Annotated in this window: 22 protein-coding genes; 6 read left to right on the forward strand and 16 right to left on the reverse strand. The window is 69.5% G+C overall.

The features are described 5' to 3' along the window. Positions 1-765 (reverse strand): class I SAM-dependent methyltransferase, encoded by a 765-nt coding sequence (locus FAB82_RS25675; protein ID WP_136537411.1) that lies wholly within the window; start codon positions 763-765, stop codon positions 1-3. Between the two features lie 43 nt (positions 766-808). Beyond that, the gene (locus FAB82_RS25680; protein ID WP_136537412.1) at positions 809-1351 is read right to left on the reverse strand and encodes a GNAT family N-acetyltransferase; all 543 of its coding nucleotides are present in this window, start codon (positions 1349-1351) and stop codon (positions 809-811) included. 160 nt (positions 1352-1511) lie between these two features. Between FAB82_RS25680 and FAB82_RS25685 the strand changes: the two genes are divergently transcribed. After that, entirely contained in the window at positions 1512-2165 is a 654-nt protein-coding gene (locus FAB82_RS25685; RefSeq protein WP_136537413.1) for an HAD-IA family hydrolase, read from the forward strand. Between the two features lie 37 nt (positions 2166-2202). On the opposite strand, the gene FAB82_RS25690 is transcribed toward FAB82_RS25685, so the two are convergent. Both FAB82_RS25690 and FAB82_RS25695 read right to left on the reverse strand, forming a co-directional pair. After that, positions 2203-2778, reverse strand: a complete 576-nt coding sequence (locus FAB82_RS25690) for an SWIM zinc finger family protein (RefSeq protein WP_136537414.1) — start codon at positions 2776-2778, stop codon at positions 2203-2205. Then, positions 2775-4739, reverse strand: a complete 1965-nt coding sequence (locus FAB82_RS25695; protein WP_211116863.1) for a DEAD/DEAH box helicase — start codon at positions 4737-4739, stop codon at positions 2775-2777. Before FAB82_RS25695 ends, FAB82_RS25690 begins: the two co-directional genes overlap by 4 nt. A 379-nt stretch (positions 4740-5118) precedes the next feature. Here FAB82_RS25695 and FAB82_RS25700 point away from each other — a divergent pair, with 379 nt between their 5' ends. After that, the gene (locus tag FAB82_RS25700) at positions 5119-6036 is read left to right on the forward strand and encodes a sugar kinase (RefSeq protein ID WP_136537416.1); all 918 of its coding nucleotides are present in this window, start codon (positions 5119-5121) and stop codon (positions 6034-6036) included. After that, positions 6033-6626: a bifunctional 4-hydroxy-2-oxoglutarate aldolase/2-dehydro-3-deoxy-phosphogluconate aldolase gene (locus FAB82_RS25705; protein ID WP_136537417.1), complete on the forward strand. Its 594-nt coding sequence runs from the start codon at positions 6033-6035 to the stop codon at positions 6624-6626. Before FAB82_RS25700 ends, FAB82_RS25705 begins: the two co-directional genes overlap by 4 nt. Before the next feature lie 70 nt (positions 6627-6696). On the opposite strand, the gene FAB82_RS25710 is transcribed toward FAB82_RS25705, so the two are convergent. From FAB82_RS25710 to FAB82_RS25735, 6 genes are all read right to left on the reverse strand, one after another. Continuing rightward, positions 6697-7212, reverse strand: a complete 516-nt coding sequence (locus tag FAB82_RS25710) for an adenine phosphoribosyltransferase (RefSeq protein ID WP_136537418.1) — start codon at positions 7210-7212, stop codon at positions 6697-6699. A 66-nt stretch (positions 7213-7278) separates the two neighbouring features. Further along, a complete protein-coding gene (locus tag FAB82_RS25715; protein WP_136537419.1) occupies positions 7279-7704 on the reverse strand; it encodes a DUF4234 domain-containing protein in 426 nt (141 codons plus the stop codon). Positions 7705-7833: 129 nt separating this feature from the next. Continuing rightward, a complete protein-coding gene (locus tag FAB82_RS25720) occupies positions 7834-8709 on the reverse strand; it encodes a carbohydrate ABC transporter permease (RefSeq protein WP_136537420.1) in 876 nt (291 codons plus the stop codon). Between the two features lie 4 nt (positions 8710-8713). After that, positions 8714-9682 (reverse strand): carbohydrate ABC transporter permease, encoded by a 969-nt coding sequence (locus FAB82_RS25725; protein WP_136537421.1) that lies wholly within the window; start codon positions 9680-9682, stop codon positions 8714-8716. 13 nt (positions 9683-9695) lie between these two features. After that, positions 9696-10997, reverse strand: a complete 1302-nt coding sequence (locus FAB82_RS25730) for an ABC transporter substrate-binding protein (RefSeq protein WP_136537422.1) — start codon at positions 10995-10997, stop codon at positions 9696-9698. A 288-nt stretch (positions 10998-11285) separates the two neighbouring features. Next, positions 11286-12491: an ROK family transcriptional regulator gene (locus FAB82_RS25735; protein WP_136537423.1), complete on the reverse strand. Its 1206-nt coding sequence runs from the start codon at positions 12489-12491 to the stop codon at positions 11286-11288. 123 nt (positions 12492-12614) lie between these two features. On the opposite strand from FAB82_RS25735, the gene FAB82_RS25740 reads away from it, so the two are divergent. Further along, positions 12615-13592: an aldo/keto reductase gene (locus FAB82_RS25740; RefSeq protein ID WP_136537424.1), complete on the forward strand. Its 978-nt coding sequence runs from the start codon at positions 12615-12617 to the stop codon at positions 13590-13592. Positions 13593-13682: 90 nt separating this feature from the next. Here the strand turns inward: FAB82_RS25740 and ptsP are convergent, their stop codons facing one another. From ptsP to FAB82_RS25770, 6 genes are read right to left on the reverse strand one after another with little or no spacing between them, the layout of a single operon-like run. Next, complete coding sequence (gene ptsP, locus FAB82_RS25745; protein WP_136537425.1) at positions 13683-15341, reverse strand: phosphoenolpyruvate--protein phosphotransferase; 1659 nt, start codon at positions 15339-15341, stop codon at positions 13683-13685. 10 nt (positions 15342-15351) lie between these two features. Beyond that, positions 15352-15618, reverse strand: coding sequence for an HPr family phosphocarrier protein (locus tag FAB82_RS25750; RefSeq protein WP_136537426.1), 267 nt, complete (start codon positions 15616-15618; stop codon positions 15352-15354). Between the two features lie 21 nt (positions 15619-15639). Continuing rightward, positions 15640-17112 carry a PTS fructose transporter subunit IIC gene (locus FAB82_RS25755; RefSeq protein ID WP_136537427.1) on the reverse strand — a complete coding sequence of 491 codons (1473 nt, stop codon included), beginning with the start codon at positions 17110-17112 and terminating at the stop codon, positions 15640-15642. A gap of 23 nt (positions 17113-17135) precedes the next feature. Continuing rightward, on the reverse strand, positions 17136-17603 hold the full coding sequence (locus FAB82_RS25760) for a PTS sugar transporter subunit IIA (protein ID WP_136537428.1): 468 nt from the start codon (positions 17601-17603) through the stop codon (positions 17136-17138). 19 nt (positions 17604-17622) lie between these two features. After that, positions 17623-18555: a 1-phosphofructokinase family hexose kinase gene (locus FAB82_RS25765; RefSeq protein ID WP_136537429.1), complete on the reverse strand. Its 933-nt coding sequence runs from the start codon at positions 18553-18555 to the stop codon at positions 17623-17625. Further along, positions 18552-19313: a DeoR/GlpR family DNA-binding transcription regulator gene (locus tag FAB82_RS25770; RefSeq protein WP_136537430.1), complete on the reverse strand. Its 762-nt coding sequence runs from the start codon at positions 19311-19313 to the stop codon at positions 18552-18554. The genes FAB82_RS25765 and FAB82_RS25770 overlap by 4 nt, the downstream gene beginning before the upstream one ends. A 201-nt stretch (positions 19314-19514) precedes the next feature. On the opposite strand from FAB82_RS25770, the gene FAB82_RS25775 reads away from it, so the two are divergent. After that, positions 19515-20027: an O-acetyl-ADP-ribose deacetylase gene (locus FAB82_RS25775; protein ID WP_136537431.1), complete on the forward strand. Its 513-nt coding sequence runs from the start codon at positions 19515-19517 to the stop codon at positions 20025-20027. A gap of 63 nt (positions 20028-20090) precedes the next feature. Next, positions 20091-20966 carry a prenyltransferase/squalene oxidase repeat-containing protein gene (locus FAB82_RS25780; protein ID WP_136537432.1) on the forward strand — a complete coding sequence of 292 codons (876 nt, stop codon included), beginning with the start codon at positions 20091-20093 and terminating at the stop codon, positions 20964-20966. The last annotated feature ends 8 nt before the right edge of the window (positions 20967-20974 follow it).

The raw sequence follows: 20974 nt of genomic DNA on the forward strand, positions 1-20974 counted from the left end.
TCAGAGTCGGGTGAAGGCCAGCAGGTCGCACTCGGACTCGACCGGCCTGGGGACGGTCTCGGCGGCCGCATCGGCCTGCATCGCGGCGAGCCCGGCCTCGAACTCCTCGTCGCTCAGGTGCTCGTAGACCGACAGGGCCCGCATCTGCTGGCGCTCGACGTAGTCCGCGAGGCTGTCGGCGGAGCGGTGGTGGACCTCGGTGAGCGAGGCGAGCTCGAACCCCGCCTCAGCGAACAGGGCCGTCGTCTCCTCCAGGCTCGGGAACACCTCCCGGTCGATCTCGCGCGTGCGCGGGAAGTAGTCGTAGATCAGCAGGTCCTTGATCCGATCGGACAGCGTCGTCGCCATGAGCAGGCGCGCGCCGGGCGCCAGGACCCGCCCGATCTCGGCCAGCGCCGCGGGCTTGTCCGGTACGTGGTGCCAGACCAGAAACATCAGGGCGAGGTCGGCGACGCCGTCGGCGAGCGGCAGGTCGTCGGCCGAGCCCTTGACGTAGGTGACGGACGGGTGGGCGGACTCGGCCTCGGCGACCTCCCGCATCCGCCGGGACGGTTCGACCCCGATCACCGGGGCGGCGAAGCCCTCGGCGAGGAGCGGAGTGAACCGCCCGGTCCCCGAGCCGATGTCGAGGATGGTCCGCACCGGCCGCTCCCCCGCTTGGAGGGCGAAGGCCCGCAGCCAGTTGGCGCGGCTGACCGGCAGCAGCGCCCTGCCTCTGGCGTATCCGGCGTGCTGGGTGGTGTCGTAGTCGACCCGTTTGAGCATGTGCTGGTTCCTCCTGCCAAAGGAATTCGGGTCCCGCCGCCGCTTAGACGGTGGGCACCCAGAAGCGGAGCTTGTCGCCCCGCTGGTCTTCGAGCACTCCCCCGTTGCGTTCGATGGCCTTGCGCGAACCGACGTTGTCAGCGTCGCACGTGATGAGGGCCTTCTCGACGCCATATGCCGCGATGCGCGGCAGCGCGGCGGCCAGCATCGCGGTCGCGTGTCCCCGGCGGCGTGCGGTGGGCCGGATGTCGTAGCCGATGTGCCCGCCGATCTGGAGCAGGTGCTCGTTGAGATAGTGGCGCAGCGAGATGCGGCCCAGGTACTCGTCGCCGTCGACCCACCACAGCATCGTCATGGTGACGAAGTTCTCGGGCGGCTCGGTCTGCCAGCGCGCCTCGTCGGCCAGATACCGCTCCACCCACTCGCCGACCCATTCGCCGCCCCGGGCGGGGATGACGTAGTCGCGGATCATCTGCCCGGTGAGCGAGTGGTCGTCCTCGCTGCCGCGCCCTTCGGCGATGAATTCGTCGACGGCCTCGCTGAAGCTCGGGGCGAGGCGTGCGGTGGGCGAGATGAGTTCTGGCATGGTTTCGACGTTAGGACACCCACGGCACTGCGGGCAACCGCAATTCGCCCCGTTGTCGCGCCCGTCCATTGCACGCCGAAGTCGCCTGCGTGCGAAGAGAACGTAGCCTCCCGGTCACGTTCGGCAGGTACCGTTGCGGATCGGAATAGAGGAGGTGCGCATGGGCGCTGATGTGACGTTGTCCGCCGAAGTCTTGCTGTTCGACATGGACGGGACGCTGGTCGATTCGACCAAGTCGGCCGAGGACGCCTGGGTGCGGTTCGCCGCGCGCCATGGGATCGACGCCGAGAAGATCGTGGCCGTCTCCCACGGCCGGCCCACGATCGAGGTGGTCGCCCAGTTCGCGCCTCCGGGCCTGGACATCCAGGCCGAGACCGACCGGATCGAGAGCGAGGAGATCGACCGGACCGAGGGCATCACCGAGATCCCGGGCGCGGCCGCGCTGCTGGCGTCGCTCGATCCCGAGCGGTGGGCGGTGGTGACGTCGGCATCCCGGCCGCTGACGGTCAAGCGGCTGCCCGCCGCGGGACTGCCGCTGCCGAAGGTCCTCATCACGGCCGACGACATCGTCCGGGGCAAGCCCGATCCCCAGGGATATCGAATGGCGGCCGAGGCGCTCGGTTTCGACGCGGCGAACGCGGTGGTCTTCGAGGACGCCGAGGCCGGTCTGCTCGCGGGCAGGGCCGCGAAGGCGGCCACGGTCGTCGTCGGTGACTACAACGGCTTGGCCGCCGAGGGCCTGCCGAGGATCGCGGACATGCGGTCGGTCCGGGTCACCCCCAACGGCACCGGCCTGGGCGTCTCACTCGGATAATCCGAGACGTGGTCAGCCGACCAGTGCCGGTCGGTGCTCAGACGACCGACTGGGCGGCGTCCATCGTGGCGACTCGTGCGGCGCGCAGGCGCCCGGCCAGGTCCCGCGTCGGGCCGCCGCGCAGCAGCAGGACCAGCCACGGGTCGTCGTCCATGCGGGCGGCGCTGACCAGGGCCAGGGCCATGATGTGGGCGCACACCTCGCGGGTGTCGGAGCAGCCGCAGGAGGTCGTGATGATGTTGTGCGGCTCGGCGGCGAACTTCTTGGGCAGCAGGCGCATCCCGGCGCTGGAGAGCACTTCGTCAATGCGTTTCGGCAGGCGTCCGGCCAGCAGACCGGCCACACAGGAGGGCGACAGCGACAGGGCCGTCATTCCCGCGTTCCAGGTCGTGTTGTCGTACACGGGAATGCGGATCTCGGCCTCGAAGGTCCCGTTCGCGTCGGCGACGGTGCCCGAGACGGATCCGGGGTCGATCGACATCCCGGAGACGGCGCTGTGCCCGGCCAGGGCCCGGCCCTTGACGATGCGCTGGTCGGGGTAGTTCAGGCCGATGGTCTCCAGAGCTCGCCACCATTTGCGTCCCCACCAGGTCTTGCCGTACGGGTCGCTCACAGGTGGCCTCCGTCTTCGTCGAGCTCGATGAGCTTGCGCAGCTGGGTGTCGTCGAGTTCGCCGAGCCAGTCCTCGCCGTTGCCGACGACGGCGTCCGCGATGGCCCGTTTGCGGTTGAGCAGTTCGTCCACACGCTCTTCCAGGGTGCCGGCGGTGACGAGCTTGTGGACGTGGACGGTCTGAGTCTGGCCGATGCGGTGGGCCCGGTCGGTGGCCTGGTCCTCGACGGCCGGGTTCCACCACCGGTCGTAGTGGACGACGTGGCTGGCGCCGGTCAGGTTGAGGCCGGTGCCGCCGGCGCGAAGGGAGATCAACAGGATCGCCGGTCCCTCGATGGTCTGGAAGTCGTCCACGAGGTTGTCGCGGGCGTGCTGGTCGAGCCCGCCGTGCAGGAACGGGGCGGCCGTGCCGGTCTCGGCGGCCAGGTGCTTGGAGAGCAGCTCGCCCATCTGCCGGTACTGGGTGAACACGAGGGCCTTGGCCCCCTCGTCCACGACCTCGCCGAGCATCTCGGTGACGCGGTCGAGCTTGCCGGAGCGCTCGGCCAGTCCCCCGTCGCCGACCCCCACGGCCTGGGCGGGGTGGTTGCAGATCTGCTTGAGCTTGGTGAGGAGCTTGAGGACGCGGCCGCGGCGGGTGATGCCGTCGCCCAGGCCCTCGTCGAAGGCCTCGCTGATGGCCTCCTTGTAGAGCCCGGCCTGCTCGTCCGTCATGGTGCAGACGACGGTGCCCTCGATCTTCGGGGGCAGGTCGGCGGCGACCTCTTCCTTCAAGCGGCGCAGGACGACCGGGTCGATACGGGCGCGTAGGAGCGCGGCCGCGACCGGGTCGCGGCCGATCTCGATGGGGTCGGCGAAGCGGCGTTTGAAGTCGGCCTGGGTGCCCAGCAGGCCGGGGTTGACGAACTCGGAGATCGACCACAGCTCGGCGAGGTGGTTCTCCACGGGCGTACCGGTCAGCGCGACGCGGACGCGGCCGGTGAGGTCGCGGACGGCCCCGGCGGTGCGGGAACGGTGGTTCTTGATGGCCTGGGCCTCGTCGATGACGACCGTGTCGAAGCTGATCGAACGCAGCAGTTTGATGTCGCGCAGCGCGATCGAGTACGAGGTGACGACGATGTCGGCCTCCATCAGGGGACCGGCGTGCTTGGCGCGCTGCGGCCCGTGGTGGAGGTGCACGCGCAGCTGCGGGGCGAAACGGCCGACCTCTCGCTGCCAGTTGCCGACCAGCGAGGTCGGACAGACCACGAGGTGTGGTGCGAACTGCCGGAGCGAGACCCCGTCCGGTTCGGGTTGCGGGTCGAGCGACGGCTGCGGGCGCGCGCCCGTGCGGCGGACCAGCAGCCCGATCGACTGGAGGGTCTTACCGAGACCCATGTCGTCGGCGAGGATGACGCCGGCCCCGCCCTCGGCCGCCGCTTCGAGCCAGGCGATGCCGTGGGACTGGTAGCGGCGCAGGTCGGCATTGACGCGGACGTCGCCGGGGTCGGTGTGCTGGGCGGTGATGAGGCGCAGGTTGAGTCCGGAGTCCGAGCGCAGGAGTTCGGTGAAGGACTCCACGAAGGCGCCCACGGCGGCCTGCTTGGTCCACACGTGGTCCTCGGAGTGGACCGCCGAGTGGCCCTCGGCGGGCAGCTCCGCGGTGATCCGGTCGAGGTCGTCGAACTTGTCGTCGTCCACGGCGTTGGCAATGCGTGCCCACACCGCCACGGACTCGGTGATGTCGGGGCGCGAGGCGATCCGCGTCAGGTTGGCGACCACGGGACGGACCGGGAGCGCGACACCCTCGACCAGCCTCAGCTCACCGTCGAGATAGAGCTCCGCCTCGACCAGGTCGCCCGGCGGAAGTCCGAGTTCGGCCGCGGCCGCCTCAGGACGATCGCCACCATAGAACAACAGCCGCCCGTCGGAGGGCGCGGCGTGGTCGGGGAGGAAGGTGGCGTGCAGATCGCTGGGTGGCAACGAGGCTCCTACGGGTTCGCGGCAGACGAGCCATTTTGCCACAGGTCGGGGTGCTAACCCAAACGCCGAGGAGCGTACTGGACGGTTTCGGTCCCTTCGTCGCGAAAACGGGGCGGACCAAGGCGGTCCGCCCCGTCAACCCCAGAGCAAGGTCTTTCATGTTCGAACGCGTGGAGATTATCGATAAGTTCGAACACTGTCAATACATGAATTGGTAGGAAGGGGACCGTCCGGACGTCCTGCCCACGCTTTGGACGGGGCCGACGCGGATGGTCCGGGTCCAGGTCGGACCGGTAGTCTGGAAACCCCTTTCAGACACACCCGAAGCCCCACCCTCCGGCATCGCAGGCGATGCCCGCCCGAGAGTCAGGAGCCATGAATGGACGTGTTGTGCCTGGGTGAGTCGATGGTCGTGCTCGCCCCCTCCCCGGTCGGTTCGTTGCGTCACGCACGCGAGACGACCCTCGGAGTGGCCGGGGCCGAGTCCAACGTCGCGATCAGCCTCGCCCTGCTCGGCGCCGACGCCGCCTGGCGCGGCAAGGTCGGCGACGACCCCTTCGGCCACCGCATCCTCGACGTCCTACGCGAGGCCGGAGTGGACTGTGAGGGCGTCGTCCCGGACCCCGACCACCCCACCGGCGTCTACTTCAAGGACCCCGACCCGCAGGGCACCACCGTCCACTACTACCGCAAGGGATCGGCCGCCTCCACCATGCGGCCCGGCCACCTCGACGGCGAGCCGTCCCCGCGGATCCTCCACCTCTCCGGCATCACCGCGGCCCTGTCCCCCGAGTGCCACGCGCTCGTGCGCGAACTCCTCGCCGGCCACGCCGACGACTCGCCCCTGGTCAGCTTCGACGTCAACTATCGCCCGGCGCTGTGGCCGGTCGAGACCGCCGCGCCGATCCTGTCCGAGCTCGCGAACGCCGCCGGCCTCGTATTCGTCGGACTGGACGAGGCCGAGACCCTGTGGGGCTGCAAGACCCCCGACGACGTCCGAGAAGTCCTCCCCGACCCCCCTTACCTGGTGGTCAAGGACGGCGGCAACGGCGTCACCCTGTACTCGGGCTCCAGCATCCACTTCAGCGCCGCCGAACCGGTCGACATCGTCGAACCCGTCGGCGCCGGGGACGCCTTCGCCGCCGGATTCCTCTACGGCCGCTTGCAACACGCCTCCGAAGAGGCCTGCATGCGCCTGGGCCACCTGCTGGCCGCCGGCGCCCTCCAGACCACCGGCGACCTCGCCGCCCCTCCCAGTCCGCAGACCGTCCGATCCATCCTGGAGCAGCGATCATGAACCAAGCCGAGTACTTCGACGGCCTCTTCAAGGGCCAGCGCGTCATGGCGATCTGGCGGGGCCTGCCCGCCGACGAGACCGTCGGGCTCTCGAAGGCCATGTGGAAGGCCGGAATCGACCTGGTCGAGGTCCCGATCGGGCAGCCGGGCCAGGAGGCCGCCCTGGCGGCGGCCGTGGAGGCCGGGGCCGAGTACGGGCACCCCGTCGGGGCCGGCACGGTCGTCTCGACCGGGCATGTCGCCCGCGCCGCGGCCGCCGGTGCCGCCTACACGATCGCGCCGGGCCTGAACGCGGCCGTCCTGGAGGCCTCGCACGCGGCGGGGATGCCGCATCTGCCGGGCGTGGCCACGGCCTCGGAACTCCAGCGTGCGGTGGAGCTGGGCTGCAAGTGGGTGAAGGTGTTCCCGGCCTCGTCGCTCGGCGCGGACTGGTTCAAGGCGATGTCCGGGCCGTTCCCCGACGTGCGGTTCGTCGCCACCGGCGGCATCGGCCCCGACGAGGTCGACCGCTACCTGGCGGCCGGGGTGTCGGCGATCGGCATGGGCTCGGCGCTGTCGGACCCGGAGAACCTGAAGAAGCTCCTCGGCTAGCGGGCCGAAAAAGCAGACGGGAGGGCCGAGGGCCCTCCCGTTTCGTTTTGGGTGTCGCTCGTGCTCGCGGCTAGAGCTTGCCGAGCAGGGAGATGACCGGGTATCCGTCGAGGCGGTCGCGGCCGGAGAGGACGCCGATCTCGAGCAGTGCCGCGCAGGCGGCGACGGTGCCGCCGAGGCCTTCGACGAGTCGGATGCCGGCGGCCATGGATTCGCCGGTGGCGATGACGTCGTCCACGAGCAGGACGCGGTCGCCGGGGGCGACGGCGTCGGCGTGCATTTCGACGCGGACTTCGGCGTATTCGCCCCGGTAGTTCTCGACCGCGGCGCGGCGGGGCAGCTTGCCGGCCTTGCGGATCGGGATGAGGGGCTTGGCGGTGCGGTCGGCCAGGGGCGCGGCCCACAGGAAGCCGCGGGCGTCGAAGGCGGCGATGGAGTCGTACGGGTGGGCGTCGCAGGCCGATTCGAGCGCGTCGATCGAGGTGCGGAACGCCTCCGGCGAGGCCAGGAGCGGCGTGATGTCTCGGAAGCCGACGCCGGGTTCGGGGAAGTCGGGCACGACGGGCACAAATTCGGTCAGGTCCACGCAGGCAAGATTAGCCTGCGCGGACCCGGCGTACGAGGCACTGTGCCGTGCCCGACTCAGTTCGGTTTAGTAGCCGGGCTGCTGCTGGTAGCCGCCGCCCTGGAACTGCTGCTGCGGCTGCTGCATCCGCTGCTGGATCGCGATGACGACCTGGTTCTGCTGCGACTGCACGTAGATCGAGCTGAAGCCGATGAGGGCCAGGAAGGTGGCCAGACCGGTGCTGAACATCGGCTGGAGGCCGACGGCCTGCTGCTCGGCCTTGACCGAACCGCAGAACTTGAACCAGTTGATGATCGGCCAGATGTAGAGCGTGAACACGCCGAAGAACAGCGAAAGGATGACGTTGGCTCCCGTGCGGTTCTCCGGGTTCTGCGGGTTGATCGAGCGAACTTCCTCGGTCACCTTGTACATCCACACCATCCCGTAGATGCCACAGGTGATGATGGACAGGATCCACACGCCGAAGGGGCTGCGCGTTTTAGCTTGGGGCATAAGAATTCTTTCCTTTTTAAGACGGGAGGGGGACTGGCCGCGGAACTGCCGGGCGGGCGGTCCCGCGATTCGATTTGAACCCGGTTCAGACTAGCGGACGCTCGCACTATCAATTGTGGATGGTGCAGGTCAACCCTTCAGTCCGGTCTGGGCGACGCCTTGGACGAGGAACCGCTGGAGGAACAGGAAGACGAACACCAGCGGGAGGATCGCCACGGCGGCGGCCAGGAAGAGCTGGTTCAGGCTGACCGTCTGTGCGGTCATGAACGTCGACAGGGCCACCTGGACCGTCCAGGACTCGGGGTCGCGGCCGATGACCAGCGGCCACAGGAACGCGTTCCAGGAGCCGACGAAGGTGATGACGGCGATCGCGGCCATGAAGCCCTTGGAGTTGGGTACGACGATGCGCCAGTAGGCGCCCCAGTAGCTGAGTCCGTCGACGCGGGCGGCCTCTTCGAGTTCCTTTGGGAAGGACAGGAAGTACTGGCGGCACAGGAAGGCCACGAAGGCGTTGAACAGGGTCGGGATGATCAGGCCCCGGTAGTCGGAGACCCAGCCGAGGCTGGAGACCATCACGAAGCTGGGCAGGAAGGTGATCGCGCTGGGGATCATGAGGGTCGCCAGGATCGCGTAGAAGACCTTGTTCACGTGCTTGTAGGGGATGCGGGCGAGGCCGTATCCGGCTGTGGAGCACAGGAACAGCGTGCCGACGGTGGTCGCGATCGCGATGATCGCGGAGTTGAGGAGGCTGCGCGCCATCGGCACCGCCGGATTGTCGAACAGGGTCTGGAAGTTCTCCCAGTGCAGCTCGGGCGGGAACCACATCCAGCCGGGCGCGGTGATCTCGGCGTCGCTGGCGAGCGCGTTGCGCACGATCAGGTAGAACGGGATGAGGAACAGGATGGACAGGGCGCACAGGACGGCGAAGTTGACCGCCCTGGACGCCTTGGATCCCGCTCCGGGCCGGTAGCCGACGGGACGGCGTCCTTCCTTGACGATGGTCATGGCGCTACTGCCCTTCCGATCTGCCGAAGCCGAGGAACTTGCCCTGGAGGACCGTCACCAGGGCGATGAGGAGCGCCAGGATGAGCGCCCCGGCCGAGCCCTTGCCGAGGTCTTGGACGGTGCCCAGGGCGGTGTTGTACAGGTACATCAGCGGCGGTCTGGCGTAGGCCTGATTGCCGATGAGGTTGTAGAACTCGTCGAAGGCCTGGTAGGCGGCGATGAGGATGAGCATGAGGACGGCGACGGACGTGGCCCGCAGCTGCGGCAGCGTGATGTGCCAGAAGGTCTGCCAGCCGGGCTTGGCCCCGTCGACGTAGGCGGCCTCGTAGAGGTGCTCGGGGATCTGCTGGAGCGCGGCGATGAACAGGATCATGTAGAAGCCGCACTGGATCCAGAGCCTGAGGGTGACGATGACCAGCCAGTACCAGGGCGGGCTGGGGTCGAACAGCCAGGCGATGTCCTCGATGCCGAACAGGTCGAGGATCGAGTTCGCCATGCCGTAGCGGACGCCGTTGAAGATCGACATCTTCCATACCAGCGACGCGACCACGTAGGAGCACGCGAAGGGCAGGAAGAACACCGACCGGAAGAACGACCGGGCCAGCCGCACCTTGTTGAGCATGAGCGCCAAGGCGAGCGAGGAGGCGAAGGTCAGCGGGACGATGAAGGCCGCGAAGACGGTGAAGGTCCCCAGGCTGTCGATGAACGCGTCGTCGCGGAGCATCGCGACGTAGTTGTCCAGGCCGACGAAGTCCTCGGACGCCGGCGAGACGGTATTGCGGGCCTCGAAGAAGGAGAGGTAGGCGCTCCAGATGACCGGGATGTAGGTGAAGACCAGCAGCCCGGCGACGAAAGGTCCGACGAAGTACCAGAAGGTCAGGGTGGTCCGCCAGCGGCCCGCGCGGCGGGCCCGGGAAGTGCGCTCCCCGGTGCCCGCCCGATCGGCCGGGGCGGTCTCGGTTGAGACGGCCACGATTCCTCCGTCGCTAACCGAAGATCGAGTCGAGCTCGGTCTGGATGGTGCCCTGGGCCGCCTCGAACTCGGACTCGGGGTCGGCGCCTTCGAGGACGATGCGGGTCATCATGTCGTCCACGGCGGTCTCCATCGTGGGAGTCCAGTTGGGGTTCTCGGCCCAGCCGTACTCCTCGGAGATCCGCACGGCCTCGGCGGCCGGCCCGTCGGCGAGCGCCTCGGCGTTGGCGCGCATGGACAGCCGCGGCGGAATGTGGAAGCCGTAGGAGAGGTTCCAGTCGAGGATGTACTCCTCGTTGTCGATCCACAGCCACTTCGCGAAGGCCTTGGCCTCGTCCACGTGCTCCGAATTGGCGTTGACGAACGTGTCCCAGCCGCCGTTGAAAACCGTGGGGTTGCCGCCGTTGAAGCCGGGGACCGGCATGATGGCGACGTCGTCGCCGTGCGCCTCCTGGATCGCGGGCAGGGCCCACAGGCCGCACCACTGGATCGCACACAGCTCCTGGATGAACGAGGACGGGTCCCAGGCCTCGGTCGGGGCGCCGACCAGGAGGGAGCTCGAGTCGTGCAGCTCCTTGACCTTGAGGGCCCCCGCGAGCACGGTGTCGGCGTCGAAGCCGATCTGGTTGTCGTCGGTGAGCAGGGTCTGCCCCGCGCCGAAGACGATCGACTGGAACATCTTGGTGGCCGAGTCGTCGTTGCCGAGGAAGATGCCCTTGACGTCGCCGGTGGTCAGCTCGGCCGCGGCGGCGATCAGGTCGTCGAAGGTCTCGGGGACGCCCACGCCGGCCGCGTCGAACAGGGACGGGCGGTAGTAGAGGAACTGCGGGTCGTCGATCATGCGGATGCCGTAGACCTTGCCGTCGATCGTGTTGCGCGCCAGGTCGTCGGTGGTGTAGTCGTCCTTGACGTCCTCCAGGATGTCGTCGAGCGGGACGACCTGGCCGGAGTCGACCATGGAGCGGTTGAGGTGGCCCTCGAACACGTCCGGGTAGTCGCCGGGCTTGTCGGCGAGCAGGCCGGAGGACAGCACGGTCTCGTACTCGCCGGGCACCCAGTTGATGACGACGGTGGCGTCTTCGTACGCCTCGGCGTACTTCTTCACCGCTTCCTGGGTTCCGGCCTCGCCGTACTCGTGGTACCACTGGTAGAGCGTGATTCCATCGCCGTCGCCGTCGCCGCGACCGGTGTCGCCGCCGCAGGCGGACAGCGCGCCGGCGCCGGCGGTGAGCCCGCCGAGGGCCAGCATGCGGCGGCGGTTCATCGCCAGTCCTGCGAGCGCTTTCTCATATGGGTTGTTGCCTGAAGCCACCATGGCTTGCTCCTCGCTACGTTGAGAGGTCGGAAGGGTGCCGCTGCGACCCCGGATCTCGAACGACGCCGCTGCGGAAAATCGACAGCCGCCGATTCGACTTCCAGTCTTGCGAGGGCACGGGCCCTTTGTCAATGGGTTGATTTAAGTGTTCGGGTAACGATTTGTGTTCGAACTTGTTGAGAGCGGTCGTCTTTGTGATCCCGAATCCGGACATGGCACGACAAAGGCGGCCCCTCCGCTACTGGCGGAGGGGCCGCCGCAGTCTCATCAATGAGTCTAGGACGCAGGCTACTTCCGGTTGCGGGAACCGACCGTATTGATCAGGTTGAGGTGGCCCTCCAGGGCCAGCGCGGCCGCGCCGAGGCTCACCATGTTCCGTTCCTGGCGGTTGCGCAGTAGCCGCAGTGCGCCCAGCGGCGCGGCCATGGCCTGCTGCGGGAGCCGGCGTTCGAGCTCGGGTATGAGCGCGTCGCCCAGTACGCCGGTGACCCAGCCGTTGAGCACCACCAGGTCCGGATTGACCAGGTTCACCAGGTTGGCGACGCCCGCGGCCAGGTAATCCGAGACGGTCTCGACCGTGCGCAGCGCCGTGGGCTCCCCCGCCCTCCAGGCGGCGGCGAGGGTGGCCATGGCCTCGGTCTGGCTGCCCGAGTCGGCCCGTTCGTCGAGCTGGCCCCACTGCCACAGGATCGCGGGGGCGCCGACGTAGGCCTCGATGCATCCCTTCGCACCGCAGCGGCATTGCGGCCCGCCGGGGTTGATGGTGGTGTGGCCCCACTCCCCCGCCGAGTTCGTCGCGCCCCGGTAGAGCTGGCCGCCGAAGGCGAGTCCGGCGCCGACGCCGGTGCCCAGGACGAGGACGGCGAGGCGGTCGACGCCCCGGCCGTCGCCGAACCACAACTCGCCGACCGTGACGGTCTTGAGCGGGTTGTCCAGGTAGATCGGCACGTCCAGGCGCAGGCGTTCGCCGAGGAGGTCCCGGAAGGGCACGTCGTGCCAGTTCCAGTTCGGGGCGAAGCCCGACACGCCCCAGGTGACGTCGACCTGGCCGGGCAGGCTCACCCCGAGGCCGAGGATCGGCCGCTCCCCCAGGTGCTCGCGGACCACGTCCATGCCGGCCGCGATGTGGCCGATGACCTGGTCGGGGCTGTTCTCGGAGGGCTCCATGCGCTCCTCGACGCGTTCGATGACGGTCATGGCGAGGTCGTAGACCTCCAGGTGCACGTACGTCTCGGCCACGTCGACACCGATCAGGACGCCGCCGCCGACGTTCGGCGAGAGCAGCGCCCGGGGCCTGCCGCCGCCGGAATCCTCGCGCCCGACCTCCACCACGACGCCGAGCTCGATCAGGTCGGTCACGAGATTCGAGACGGTGGCGACGCTGAGATCGGTCTCACGGGCGAGCAGCTGCCGCGATGTCGGGGCGTCCGCGATGAGGTGCCTGAGCACCGAGAAACAGTTGCGGAGGCGGATATCGCGTGAGGTCGACTTCATAATGGAAGCCTACGGCGGACCGGCCACTTTGTAAATGGGTTATATGAAGTGCTTTGGGAGGCGTTGCGCGCAAATCCACCTGGTGGCCTACAAGAAAAATCCGCCTGGTCTTAGGCTCGCCGCATGGAACAGAGAGCACTTGGCAGAACCGCCACCCCCATCGGCGTCGTCGGATTCGGCGCATGGCAGATCGGCGCCTCCTGGGGCGAGGTCAGCGAGACGGACGCCGACGCGGCCCTGGAAGCGGCGGTGGAGGCGGGCGTGACCTTCTTCGACACCGCCGACGTCTACGGCGACGGCCGCTCCGAGCGGCTGGTCGGGGCGCTGGCGAAGCGCCACCCGCACTTGACCGTGGCCACCAAGATGGGTCGGCGCGCCGAGCAGGTTCCCGAGAACTACAACCCGGACAACTTCCGGGCCTGGAACGACGATTCGCGCGCCAACCTGGGCGTCGACACGATCGACCTGGTGCAGCTGCACTGCCCGCCGACGCCCGTCTTCGAGTCCGAGGCCGTGTTCGACGACCTCGACGACATGGTCGATGAGGGCCTCATCGGCGCCTACGGAGTCAGCGTCGAGACCTGCGAGCAGGCGCTCGCGGCGATCGCGCGGCCGCATGTGGCGACGGTGCAGATCATCCTGAACCCGTTCCGGCAGAAGCCGATCGAAGCGGTCCTGCCCGCGGCGAAGGCCGCCGGGGTGGGGATCATCGCGCGGGTGCCGCTGGCGTCGGGGTTGCTGTCGGGCAAGTACACCGCCCAGACCCGGTTCGACGCGGACGACCACCGGAACTTCAACCGGAACGGGGAGGCGTTCGATGTCGGAGAGACCTTCGCGGGCGTCGACTTCGAGACGGGCCTGGCCGCGGTGGAGCGGCTGCGTCCGCTGGTGCCGGAGGGCATGACGTTGGCGCAGTTCGCGTTGCGTTGGATCCTGGACCAAGAGGGCAGCACGGTGGTGATCCCCGGTGCCCGGAACGCGAAGCAGGCCAATGGGAACGCGGCCGCGGCCGGTTTCGCGCCGCTGCCCGAGAACGTCCACGCCGAGGTGCGGGCGGTCTACGACGAGCTGATCCGGCCCCACGTCCACGACCGCTGGTAGCACAGCCGCGACCGCCGATAGGACCGCACCACAACGTAAAACGGCCCGCGAACCACTCCCGGAACGAGGCGGTTCGCGGGCCGTGCTCCCTCAGAGTTCGGTCACGACGCGCCGGGCGGTGACCGCGTCGGGCGCGTGCAGCACGGCGGCGGCCATGGCGGCGCACTCGGCCAGGGTGCGGGTGGCGAGTTCGGCGCGGACCTCCGCGACCGAGCCGGGCGACATGGACAGGCTGGTGACGCCCAGGCCGACCAGGACGCAGGCGAGCTGCGGGTCGCTGGCGGCCTCCCCGCACACCCCGACGGGTTTGTCCAGTTCGCGGCCGGATTCGGCGGCCAGGCTCACCAGTTCCAGCAGCGCGGGCTGCCACGGGTCGAGCAGTTCGGCCAGGTCGCCGTTCATGCGGTCGGCAGCCATCGTGTACTGGCCCAGGTCGTTCGTACCCAGGCTGGCGAAGTCGCATCCGTCCAACACGAGTCCCGAACGAAGCGCGGCGGCGGGGACCTCGATCATGGTGCCGGCCTTGGCGATCCCGTGGGCGCGGCAGGCCGCGGCGAAGGCGGCGGCCTCGGCGGGCGTGGACACCATCGGGGCCATGACCCAGACGTCGGCCTCGTGCTTCGCGGCGGCGGCGCTGATCGCGGTGAGCTGGTCCTCCAGCAGCGCCCGGCCCGCGTCGGAGTGGTCGGCCAGCCGGATGCCGCGCACGCCGAGCGCGGGATTGGGCTCGTCGCCGTGGTCGACGAAGGCGAGGGGCTTGTCGGCCCCGGCGTCCAGGGTGCGCACCACGACCTTGCGGCCGGCGAAGGCCGCGAAGACCCGCCCGTACGTCTCGGTCTGCTCATCGACGGTCGGGGCGTTCTCGCGGTCGAGGAACAGGAATTCGGTGCGGAACAGGCCCACGCCCTCGCTGTCGATCGCGGCCGCGGCGTCCAGGTCGGCCGGGGATCCGAGGTTGACCATCAGTTGGACGGTGTGCCCGTCGGCGGTGCGGCCGGGTCCCCTGCTGGAGGCCAGCGCCTCGGCGCGGCGGCGCTCGAATTCCAGGGCGGTCTCGACCCAGCCGGGACCCGGATCGATCGTGACCATGCCGGTGCGGCCGTCGACCAGCACCTTGACGCCGTCGGCCAATCCGGTCGCACCCGCGCAGGCGACGACGGCGGGAATGCCGATGGACTTGGCCAGAATCGCGGTGTGGCTGGTCGGTCCGCCCTGCTCGGTGACCACGGCGACGACCTGCTCCGGGTCGAGCGTGGCGGTGTCGGCCGGGGCCAGGTCCGCCGCGACCAGCACGAACGGGTGGCCGGGGTCGGGCAGGCCCGGCATGGGCTGTCCGAGCAGCACGGCGACAGTGCGGTCCCGCAGGTCGTCCAGGTCGGCGGCGCGTTCGGCCATGTAGCCGCCGACGGCCTCCAGTGCGGCCCGGAAGAACCCGTAGGCCTCGATGACCGCGTGCGGCGTCGACTTGCCGCCGGCCAAAGCCTTTTCGACCTGCGCGGCCAGCGCGGGATCGCGCGGCATCATGGACTGTGCGAACAGGACGTCGGCGGACGGCCCGGTGGCCGCCGCCGCGCGGGCGTCGAGGTCGGCGGCGACCGCTTCGAGGGCGGCCTGGGCCGTCTCCAGTGCGGCGGCCGGGTCGGCCTCGGGCCCGGTGTCGGCGGGCGGGGCGGGCGTCGGGGCGAGCCTGGCTACCGGCGCGTACGCGGCGCCCGGGCTCACTCCGATGCCGTGGATTTCGACGGCCATGTCATCGCTCCTAGGCGTCGTGGTCGGTCTTCAGCTCGGCTTCGAGGGCGTCGAGGGCTTCCTCGGCGCCTTCCCCCTCGGCGGTGAGGATGACCTCGTCGCCGCCCTTGGCGTCCAGGGTGAGGATCATCAGCAGCGAGGCGGCGTCGACCGGCTCGGTGCCCTCCTTCGCGACGGTGACCTTCACCGGCTGCCTGGCGGCGGCCTGCGCGAACAGGGCGGCCGGGCGGGCGTGGAGGCCCACTTTGGAGCCGACTACTACGCGACGTTCGGACATTGCGGTTCCTTCCATTGCGGATCAGATGGCGAGCACGTGCTCGTCGGCCTCGGCGGCGGCCTCGGAGCGGGCGACGGACTTGAGCGCGAGCACGGCGATGCAGGTCGCGGCCGTCCCGGCGAGCAGAGCCACGAGGAATCCGCCCCAATTGCCGATGAGTCCGATGACCCAGATGCCGCCGTGCGGGGCCCGGAGCGTCGCTTCGAAAGCCATGGAGACCGCGCCGGCAACGGCGCCGCCGATCACGGTCGACGGGATGACGCGTAGCGGGTCGGCCGCCGCGAACGGGATCGCGCCTTCGGTGATGAACGAGGCGCCCAGCAGCCAGGCGGCCTTGCCGGCCTGCCGTTCTCCCGGCGTGAACCGCTTGGGACGCACGACGCTTGCGAGCGCCATACCCAGCGGCGGGACCATGCCGGCAGCCATGACGGCGGCCATGATGGTCAGGTCGCCGCTGGCGAGGGCGCCGACGCCGAACAGGTAGGCGACCTTGTTGACAGGGCCGCCGAGGTCGAAGCCCATCATGGCGCCGAGCAGCAGGCCGAGCAGGATCGCGTTCGCGCCGGAGAGCCCGGCGAGCCAGTCGGTCATGCCGTCCTGGGCCGCCGCGATCGGCTTGCCCACGACTACGAGCATGATGAACCCGACGACGAACACGCCCACCAACGGGATCACCACGATCCGCATGATGCCCTGCAATGCCTGGCCCGGCTTGATGAGCTTGAGCGCCATGACGACCGCACCGGCGAGCAGACCGGCGACCAGGCCGCCGAGGAAGCCCGCGCCGATGGCGACGGCCACCAGGCCACCGACGACGCCGGGCGCGATACCCATGCGGTCGGCCATGCCGAAGGCGATGTAACCGGCCAGGATCGGCACCAGCATGCCGAAGGCGGTCGCACCGAGGTACATCAAGACCCCGGCGATCCCGGCCTGCGTGAGGATGTCGGTCGGATTGGCGATGGCCTCGTAGGTGACGCCTTCGAACTCGCCGCCATAGACCTTTTGGTTGACCTCTGCGCCCCCGATGACGAAGGCGAGCGCGATGAGAATACCGCCGGCCGCGACGAACGGCAGCATGTAGGACACACCGGTCATCAGCCACAGGCGCAGTTTCGCGCCGGGGCCGAGTCTCGGCGCGGCCGCCGTCATCGGGGCGACACTCGCCGCGATCTTGGGGGCGGGTGCGGCTTCGGCCATGGCCACGGCCTCTTCGACCATGGCGGCGGCGTTGTTGATGCCCCGCTTGACGGGGCCGGAGACGGTGGGCTTGCCGGCGAAGCGCTCCTTGTCGCGCACGTCGACGTCGGCGGCGAAGATGACCGCGTCGGCCTCGGCGATGTCCACCGGGTTGAGCGCTTCGGCGCCGGCGGCGCCCTGGGTCTCGACGTGGATTTCGTGCCCGGCCGCGATGGCGGCCTGTTCGAGGGCCTCTGCGGCCATGTACGTGTGGGCGATCCCCGTGGGGCACGAGGTGACTGCTACGAGCTTCATTGTTCGAGCACCTTCTTCTCTGCTTACGGCCGTAGGGCCTCGGTGATGAGGATGGACACGGCGGCGGCGTCGGGCGCGCCGCGCAGCGAGTCCTTGAACGACTGGTGGACGAGTTTGCGGGCGAGTTTGGCGAGGATGGTCATGTGCTCGCTGCCGCCGCCTTCGGGGGCAGCGATGAGGAAGACCAGGTCGGCGGGACCGTCGGCGGCGCCGAAGTCGATGCCCTCCTTGGTGGCCCGGCCGAAGGCCAGGCTGGGGGCGGTGACGTGGGCGCTGCGGGCGTGCGGAATGCCGATGCCGCCCTCGATGCCGGTGGGCATCTGCTCTTCGCGGGCGCGGACGTCGGCGAGGAAGCCGTCGACGTCGGTGACGCGCCCCGCGTCGGCCAGGAGGCGCGCCAGTTTGGCGGTGGCCTCGTGGCGGTCGGCCCCGGTGAGGTCGAGGTCGATCAGTGCGGCACTGATGAGATCGACGGTGTCTTCGGACGACATATGGTGTCTCCTTCGTGTCTCAGCTGAGGATCCGGCTCGCGGCCGGGGCGGCGGTGGTCTCGACGGCGTCGAGGTCGATGTCGTGGGGCGCGGGCATGATGGAGCCGGGCAGGGCGACGGCGGCGGTCCCCCAGGCGACTGCGGCCGCGAGCGCGTTCGGGCCCTGCCCTCCGGCGGCGAGGAATCCGGCCAGGGCGGCGTCTCCGGCGCCGACGGTGCTGGCGACGGGGCGCGCCAGGGGCGCCTTCGCGTGCCAGACTCCGCCCGCTTCCACCAGGATCGCGCCGTCGGCGCCAAGGCTGGCCAGCACGGCTCCGGCTCCGGCGTCGCGCAGTGCCTCGGCGGCCTTGACCGCGTCGCCGAGCGTGGCGATCGGCATCCGGGCGGCCTCGGCGAGTTCTTCGAGGTTGGGTTTGACCAGGTCGGGACCGGCCGCGAGGCAGGCCTCGAAGGCGGGCCCGGAGGAGTCGACGACCGACTTCGCCCCGGCGGCGTGGGCGCGGTCGACCAAGGTGGCGTAGAAGCCGGTGCCGACTCCGGGCGGCAGCGAGCCGCAGCCGGCGATCCAATCGGCGCCGGAGCGGGCGGCGGCGTCCAGGAGCGCGGCGGCCTCGGCCGCATCGAGCACCGGCCCGGCCTCGTTGAGCTTGGTGACGGTGCCGTCCGCTTCCGCCAGGGTCAGGTTGGAGCGCACGCCCCCGGCCACCGGAACCTCGGTGACGGGGACGCGGGCCGCATCGAGCAGTGCGATGAGCTCGATCCCGGCATGGCCGCCCGCGGACAGCACCGCGCGGGTGGCGCGTCCATTGGCGACCAGGGCACGGGAGACGTTGACGCCCTTGCCTCCGGCGTCGACGCGGGCGTTCTGGGCGCGCTGTACCTCGCCGCGCCGCAGCCGGTCGACCTCGATGGTCCGGTCCAGGCTCGGATTGGCGGTGACGGTGACGATCATGCGCGCACCACTTTCAGGTCGGCGGCCTCCAACTCGGCGACGAGGTCCGCGTCGAGACTGGAGTCGGTGATGAACGTGTCGACCTGGTCGAGCGTGCCGAAGCGGGCGAGGCAGTCGTTGCCGACCTTGGTGTGGTCGGCCACTACGACGGTCTTGCGGGAGGCGCCGATCATGGCGCGCTTGACGGCGGCTTCGCCGGTGTCCGGAGTGGTCAGGCCGCGTTCGACGGAGATCCCGTTGGCACCGATGAAGGCCACGTCCACATAGGTGTCGGCCAGGGCGCGCAGCGCCCAGTCGTCGACGGCGGCCATCGTGCGGCCGCGAACCTTGCCGCCGACGATGAGGACGGTGAGGCGGGGCTTGGCGGTGAGGAGGGTGGCGATGGAGACGGAGTTGGTGACGACGGTGAGTTCGCGGTCAGCCGGGAGTGCTTCGGCGATGCGGGCGGTGGTGGTGCCCGAGTCGAGCAGGATCGCGCCCTCTTCGGGGACTTCGGCGAGGGCGGCGTGGGCGATGCGCTCTTTGGCGTCGGTCTGGACGGTGTCGCGGGCGGCGACGGTGGGTTCGAATCCGAGGCGCTCGAGAGGGATGGCGCCGCCGTGGACCTTCTTGACCACGCCCTGGTGTTCGAGGGCGGTCAGATCGCGGCGAATGGTCTCGGTGGTGACGTCGAAGTCGACGGCCAGAGCGCTGACGTCCACGCGTCCATCGGTGCGGGCACGTTCGGCGATCAGCTGCTGTCGCTCTTCTGCGAACATGTTGTTTCACCCCCGTTTCATCTTGATTCATTTGGTTATACATGGCTTCATGTGGCATCGTCAAGCCTCGGGGGACGGACTTGGCGATTGGGTCGGGGTTGAATTCCCCTCTGACCTCGAACGTTACTGCCCCGCAGGGTTCTAGGTTGCAAAACAGCCACGGTCGAACCCGAGCCGTGACCACATGTTTCAATGCGGGGTATGCCGATCACGATTCAAAGCGGGGACATCACCGAGCAGCGCGCCGACGCGATCGTCAACGCCGCGAATTCGTCGCTGATGGGCGGCGGCGGGGTGGACGGCGCGATCCACCGGGCGGGCGGGCCGCAGATCTTGGCCGAGTGCCGGGAGCTGCGCGATTCCCAATACGTGCAGGGCCTGCCGACGGGCCAGGCGGTCGCGACGACCGCGGGGAACCTGAAGGCGCGCTGGGTAATCCACACGGTCGGGCCGGTGTATTCCACGGAGGAGGACCGGTCGGCGCTCCTGGCCTCGTGCTACCGGGAGTCGCTCCAGGTAGCCGACACTCTCGGCGCGGATTCGATCGCCTTCCCGGCCATTTCGGCCGGTGTCTATGGCTGGCCGGCGGAGTCGGCGGCCCGCATCGCGATCGACACGGTCCGCGAGGCGGACACGTCGGTGACGGACATCCGCTTCGTCCTGTTCAACCGCGCGGTCCTGGACGCCTTCCAACGCGCCGCCGCCGAATCCTGAGCATGTCGGACCCCGCCGGTACGGTCGAAGGCCCGCGCAGGGACCGACCGAAGGGGTTTATCCATGACATCGCTGACCAGGGACGCGTTCGAGGCCGCCGAACGGTACATTGCCCTCAATGCCAGGCTCATCGACCGGCTCCGCTTCGCCTCCCGCTTCCATGACGCCGCGGCCGACCCGGTGCTGGAGGCCGTGCGCGCCTACCAGAACCCCGACGGCGGCTTCGGCAGCGCCATCGAACCGGATCTGCGTGGCGCGGGCAGCCAGCCCCAGGGCATCGAAATGGCTTTCTGGGCACTCGACGAAGCCGGCGTCTTCGACGAGTCGACCGTGTTGCGCGCCTGCGATTGGCTTCAGGCGAATGCCACCCCGGAGGGCGGTGTGCCGTGGGTGCTGCCAAGCGTCGTCCACGACCAGCGCGGCCCCTGGTGGCAGCCGCAGGGCGAGCGGCCTCCGGCGGCGCTGAACCCGACCGCGCCGATCGTCGGGCTGATACAGGCCCACGGCGTCGAGCATCCTTGGGTCGAGGCCGCCGGCGAGTTCTGCTGGCGGGGAATCGCCGCGCTCGACGAGATCGGTTCCTATGACACAATGTGCGTCCTGGCGTTCCTCGAACGCACCCCCGAACGGGAGCGAGCCGAGTCCGAGTTCAAGCGGCTGAAGGCATCGCTCCGAGCCACAGCGGCGCTCGACCCGGACGCGCCGGGCCATGTCCACTCCCCGCTCGACCTCGCCCCAAGCCCGGATTCCCTGGGCCGCAGCCTCTTCACCGGTGCCGAGATCAACCTTCATCTCGACGCGCTCATCACCGCCCAGGGCGAAGACGGCGGTTGGGCGCCGAACTTCGAGATGTGGACTCCGGTCGTGGCCCACGAATGGGGCGGCTACCTCACCCGCATGAGGCTCACGACGCTCCAGGCCTACGGCCGCATCGCCTGAGTGCGCAA

The sequence above is a fragment of the Glycomyces buryatensis genome (assembly GCF_004912275.1).
In the GTDB taxonomy this organism is placed as follows: Bacteria; Actinomycetota; Actinomycetes; order Mycobacteriales; family Micromonosporaceae; genus Glycomyces; species Glycomyces buryatensis.

Excerpts from the sequence above, each read along its gene's own strand:
- ptsP (WP_136537425.1), bottom strand. The coding sequence starts at position 15,341 with ATGGCCGTCGAAATCCACGGCATCGGAGTGAGCCCGGGCGCCGCGTAC.
- FAB82_RS25680 (WP_136537412.1), bottom strand. The coding sequence starts at position 1,351 with ATGCCAGAACTCATCTCGCCCACCGCACGCCTCGCCCCGAGCTTCAGC.
- FAB82_RS25715 (WP_136537419.1), bottom strand. The coding sequence starts at position 7,704 with ATGCCCCAAGCTAAAACGCGCAGCCCCTTCGGCGTGTGGATCCTGTCC.
- FAB82_RS25755 (WP_136537427.1), bottom strand. The coding sequence starts at position 17,112 with ATGAAGCTCGTAGCAGTCACCTCGTGCCCCACGGGGATCGCCCACACG.
- FAB82_RS25765 (WP_136537429.1), bottom strand. The coding sequence starts at position 18,555 with ATGATCGTCACCGTCACCGCCAATCCGAGCCTGGACCGGACCATCGAG.
- FAB82_RS25730 (WP_136537422.1), bottom strand. The coding sequence starts at position 10,997 with ATGGTGGCTTCAGGCAACAACCCATATGAGAAAGCGCTCGCAGGACTG.
- FAB82_RS25735 (WP_136537423.1), bottom strand. The coding sequence starts at position 12,491 with ATGAAGTCGACCTCACGCGATATCCGCCTCCGCAACTGTTTCTCGGTG.
- FAB82_RS25750 (WP_136537426.1), bottom strand. The coding sequence starts at position 15,618 with ATGTCCGAACGTCGCGTAGTAGTCGGCTCCAAAGTGGGCCTCCACGCC.
- FAB82_RS25780 (WP_136537432.1), top strand. The coding sequence starts at position 20,091 with ATGACATCGCTGACCAGGGACGCGTTCGAGGCCGCCGAACGGTACATT.
- FAB82_RS25705 (WP_136537417.1), top strand. The coding sequence starts at position 6,033 with ATGAACCAAGCCGAGTACTTCGACGGCCTCTTCAAGGGCCAGCGCGTC.
- FAB82_RS25770 (WP_136537430.1), bottom strand. The coding sequence starts at position 19,313 with ATGTTCGCAGAAGAGCGACAGCAGCTGATCGCCGAACGTGCCCGCACC.
- FAB82_RS25740 (WP_136537424.1), top strand. The coding sequence starts at position 12,615 with ATGGAACAGAGAGCACTTGGCAGAACCGCCACCCCCATCGGCGTCGTC.
- FAB82_RS25720 (WP_136537420.1), bottom strand. The coding sequence starts at position 8,709 with ATGACCATCGTCAAGGAAGGACGCCGTCCCGTCGGCTACCGGCCCGGA.
- FAB82_RS25760 (WP_136537428.1), bottom strand. The coding sequence starts at position 17,603 with ATGTCGTCCGAAGACACCGTCGATCTCATCAGTGCCGCACTGATCGAC.
- FAB82_RS25675 (WP_136537411.1), bottom strand. The coding sequence starts at position 765 with ATGCTCAAACGGGTCGACTACGACACCACCCAGCACGCCGGATACGCC.
- FAB82_RS25700 (WP_136537416.1), top strand. The coding sequence starts at position 5,119 with ATGGACGTGTTGTGCCTGGGTGAGTCGATGGTCGTGCTCGCCCCCTCC.
- FAB82_RS25775 (WP_136537431.1), top strand. The coding sequence starts at position 19,515 with ATGCCGATCACGATTCAAAGCGGGGACATCACCGAGCAGCGCGCCGAC.
- FAB82_RS25685 (WP_136537413.1), top strand. The coding sequence starts at position 1,512 with ATGGGCGCTGATGTGACGTTGTCCGCCGAAGTCTTGCTGTTCGACATG.